The 446-nt window shown below is 48.4% G+C and carries 1 pseudogene; it reads left to right on the forward strand.

The window, feature by feature from the left end:
* Positions 1-13: 13 nt before the first annotated feature.
* Positions 14-446, forward strand: a pseudogene (locus tag J1784_RS00190) (IS3 family transposase); the annotation flags it as partial.

Consider the following 446-nt stretch of genomic DNA (forward strand, 5'->3'; position numbering starts at 1 on the left):
TTGAATCTACAGCCGCGTACTTTGCAAGAACGTCAGGCTGAAGTACGCCTTCATTAAAAAAATGTCGTCCTTTTATGCTGTACGCAGGTTATGCCTGGTTCTTGGCCTCCATCACAGCGGTTATTACCAGTGGCTAAAGCGGCCTAAATCTTTGCGTACCCGGCAAGATGAACGGCAAACAGGCTTGATTAAACAACTGTGGCTTGAAAGCGGTACGGTTTACGGCTATCGAAAAATCTGGCTCGATATGAAAGATCTGGGTGAATGCGTCGGACGTAACAGGATCGCGCGCCTGATGAGGCTCGCTGAACTAGCATCTCAGACTGGATACCGAAAACGACGCTATTACGGTGGCGGAAAGCCTTCTTTTGCCAGTCCAAATTACCTTGAACGCCAGTTCGTTGTCCCAACCCCAAATACGCATTGGGTGAGTGACATGACTTATA

The sequence above is a fragment of the Rahnella ecdela genome, from assembly GCF_019049625.1.
Lineage (GTDB): Bacteria > Pseudomonadota > Gammaproteobacteria > Enterobacterales > Enterobacteriaceae > Rahnella > Rahnella ecdela.